The organism is Clostridia bacterium, assembly GCA_035561135.1.
Lineage (GTDB): Bacteria > Acidobacteriota > Terriglobia > Terriglobales > Acidobacteriaceae > DATMYA01.
The window spans coordinates 1-2,978 of sequence record DATMYA010000073.1; the positions used below are offsets into that span (position 1 = coordinate 1).

Annotated in this window: 3 protein-coding genes; 2 read left to right on the top strand and 1 reads right to left on the bottom strand. The window is 58.9% G+C overall.

The features are described 5' to 3' along the window. Both VN622_15780 and VN622_15785 read left to right on the top strand, forming a co-directional pair. Positions 1 to 447 (top strand): hypothetical protein (locus VN622_15780; protein HWR37321.1); only part of this gene is annotated, 447 nt, incomplete at its 5' end. Positions 448 to 586: 139 nt separating this feature from the next. Next, positions 587 to 1,489 carry a sugar phosphate isomerase/epimerase family protein gene (locus VN622_15785; protein HWR37322.1) on the top strand — a complete coding sequence of 301 codons (903 nt, stop codon included), beginning with the start codon at positions 587 to 589 and terminating at the stop codon, positions 1,487 to 1,489. 89 nt (positions 1,490 to 1,578) lie between these two features. Here the strand turns inward: VN622_15785 and VN622_15790 are convergent, their stop codons facing one another. Continuing rightward, the gene (locus tag VN622_15790) at positions 1,579 to 2,706 is read right to left on the bottom strand and encodes a Gfo/Idh/MocA family oxidoreductase (GenBank protein ID HWR37323.1); all 1,128 of its coding nucleotides are present in this window, start codon (positions 2,704 to 2,706) and stop codon (positions 1,579 to 1,581) included. Between the last annotated feature and the right edge of the window lie 272 nt (positions 2,707 to 2,978).

Below are 2,978 nucleotides of genomic sequence, written 5' to 3' on the forward strand. Positions count from 1 at the left end.
GAGAAGGGGACGGCGTTTCGGCGGCCGAGCCGGACGGACCTGAACTGGGTGTTTACGGTTCAGACGGAGCGCGTCGTGGCCAAAGACAACACGGTGGCGATTGGAAGCCGAAACTGGCAAATCGAGAAAACGCGGTTCCGACACACGCTGGCGGGAAGCACTGTGACTATCCACGAGCATCTGGATGGCACGATTTCGATCCGCTACGGCCCACATGTGGTGGGGCGGTTCAGCAGCAACGGCGAGCCGCTCGAGAAGCCCAAAACCGAACCGCGCCGTGGAAAAGGCGGGAGCATGGAAGCCGGCGAAAACCAAAAGCAGGTTTTCACCGGCTCCCACCCTCCCTTGGAAATCTCGCATAAAGCGCGAGATTCCCACTTTTCCACCGCGCCGACCACGGCTCGTGCCCTGTCAAAGGCAAAAGCCAAACCCAAGGCGGCGGCCTGACGGCCGCGCCCTTTAAACCGCAAACCGGACAGATCGTCTGTTAATTAAAGCGGACATCTTGACGAGTTAACGACAACCACCCTTCAATCTTGGCGATTTGAAAACGGCCGTCGTGATAGAATTCTCGGCGAGGCAAATCATGAATCGCAGAGATTTCATCGCGCTCTCGGCAGCTACGTCGTTGCCGGGCCATGCATCTCCCACCCAAGCTTCCGGCGGGCGTTTCAAGAAGAGTATTTGTGACGGTATCATTCCGCGCCCGGTGCCGCTGGACGAGGCCTTCCGCCAGGTCAAGCGCGCCGGTTTTGACGGATATGAGATCACGATGGGACAAAAGTTGACGCTGGAGACTTCTCCCAAGGAACTGAAGAGCATTGCGGCCGCGGCCCGCGATGCCGGCGTGACCATCGTGACTATTTCGGTTTCCAGCCCGTTCTCGAAATGCCCGCTTAACCATCCCGACCCCGCCGTCCGTGCCCAAGGCGTCGATGTCATCAAGCGGTCCATCGACATTAGCCATGCCCTCAACAGCGGCACCATTCTGCTGGTTCCGTCGCGCGTCGGCGGCGGCGCAAAGCTCATGTACGGCTACGATGACACATGGAAGCGGACCAGCGAAGAACTGAGGAAGGCGATACCCCACGCCGCGCAGGCGAAGGTAATCCTCACGATGGAAAACGTGTGGAACAAGTTCCTGCTGAGCCCCCTGGAAATGCGTGCCTTCGTGGACCAGTTCCACAGCCCGTGGCTGCAAACGCATTTCGATATCGGCAATGTCATGCAGTTCGGGTACCCGCAGGACTGGATCCTCACCCTCGGCCCGCGCATCAAACGGGTGCACCTGAAAGACTTCAAAGTCCAGACGAACAAATTCGTGCCCCTGATGGAAGGCGACGCGAGTTGGAAAGAAGTGATCGACGCCTTGGTCAAGGTCGACTATCGCGGCTGGCTCTCACCGGAATACGGCTACGATCCCAACGATCCGGAGCAGATCAACAAAATGTCGGCGGTGGTGGATAAGATCTACGCGCTGGCAGGCTAGGCGCGACGAACTCCTGGCGTGGGCCGTGGAATGCGGCACACGGTTACGGCCGGCCGCCGCAGCGTAGCGCTCGGCGGCCGGCCGGTTCACTATACGGTAACGCCCAGTTCTTTCCAGGTCACCATCTTGCGCTTGTAAATAGCTTCGCGTCCCATCATCGTGGTGAGGGCGGCGTTGGCGGCCACTGAAATGTTCGCGAACGGCTGCCGCCTTTCGCGAATCGCGTTAAAGAACTCGCCTACGGCATTTTCCTTCACGTCCTGCTGCGGTGGAGTCAGCAATTCCCGAGGTTCATTCGTCGCCTGCATCTCATAAAACAGGCCGGAGCGGGACTTGATCGTGACCGCGCCCTTGTCTCCGAAGACCACGTACCACTGGCCGTTCGACAACTCTTTCAGGCCACGCGGATGGATCACTGCCTCGCTATACGTGAGGTTCACGTTGTTTTCGTATTGGTACATGACGCTATATGCATCCATGTACTCGGTCCCGGGCGGCTTCGGGTCGTTCATGTAGACGGCTCCGTAACCGAACGCGGCCACCGGGCGGCTGCCGATAATCCAGTTGCAGACATCCAGGTTGTGGACGCCGTTCTCCACAATGCGGTCACCCGAGCGCTTCACGTCGAAGTACCATTCGGGCAGCGTCTCTTTTCCACGCGGCGTGCTGTGGCGCTGAGCTTTCACCATCAGGACCTTCCCGACGATGCCGCTGTGGATGTGGGGAATTGATCCCGCGAGCCAGGGCCAATACCGCATCTGCTGCCCGATCTGAAGGAAGGCCTTCGAGCGCCGTGAGGCTTTGAGCACCTTGTCCACTTCCTGGGGATAGATGCCGAGCGGCTTTTCACAGTAGACGTACTTATCGGCCGTTAGCGCGGCCGCTGCCATTTCGGCGTGCAGGTCGCACGGTGTGGCAATGAAGACGGCATCGACCTCCTTGAGGTCGATCACTTTCCGCCATTCCGTCAAGGACTGGGGATGAAATTTGCCGGCGGCTCCCAGCGCCTTGTCGCGTTTATCCGGGTTCGTGTCGCAGACCGCCACCACCGCGACATTCTCCTGGCGCAACGTCTGTTGCAGCAACGAGAAACCACGATTTCCGACGCCGATGAACGCGGCGCGGAGTTCCTTACCCTCCGCGGCGTTCACAAGGGGTACACCGAGACTCGCCGCCGAGCCGATCAGGAACGATCGGCGATTTGTTCTGACGTCCATAGATGACACCTCCGGGTTTAAGTTCGCAAGCACAATATCACATATACGAGGCGGCGTTGGGTGGGCGCAACATTACCGCTAGCTTCCGTTTCCATTCTTCGGAACACCGGATCTTTGTGATATAAACTATGAACCGCAGATCGGCGGACAGAGACGAGGAGAATACCGACATGAGAGAGACCCTGGCAATCAACGGCGGAGAGAAGGCCGTCAAGACGAAACTGCCGCCTTGGCCGCAGTTCAGCGAGAAGGCGATTCAGGAAGTGGAAGCC

What these genes read in the sequence shown, in the direction of transcription:
- VN622_15785 (HWR37322.1), top strand. Translation starts at nt 587, where the DNA reads ATGAATCGCAGAGATTTCATCGCGCTCTCGGCAGCTACGTCGTTGCCG.
- VN622_15790 (HWR37323.1), bottom strand. Translation starts at nt 2,706, where the DNA reads ATGGACGTCAGAACAAATCGCCGATCGTTCCTGATCGGCTCGGCGGCG.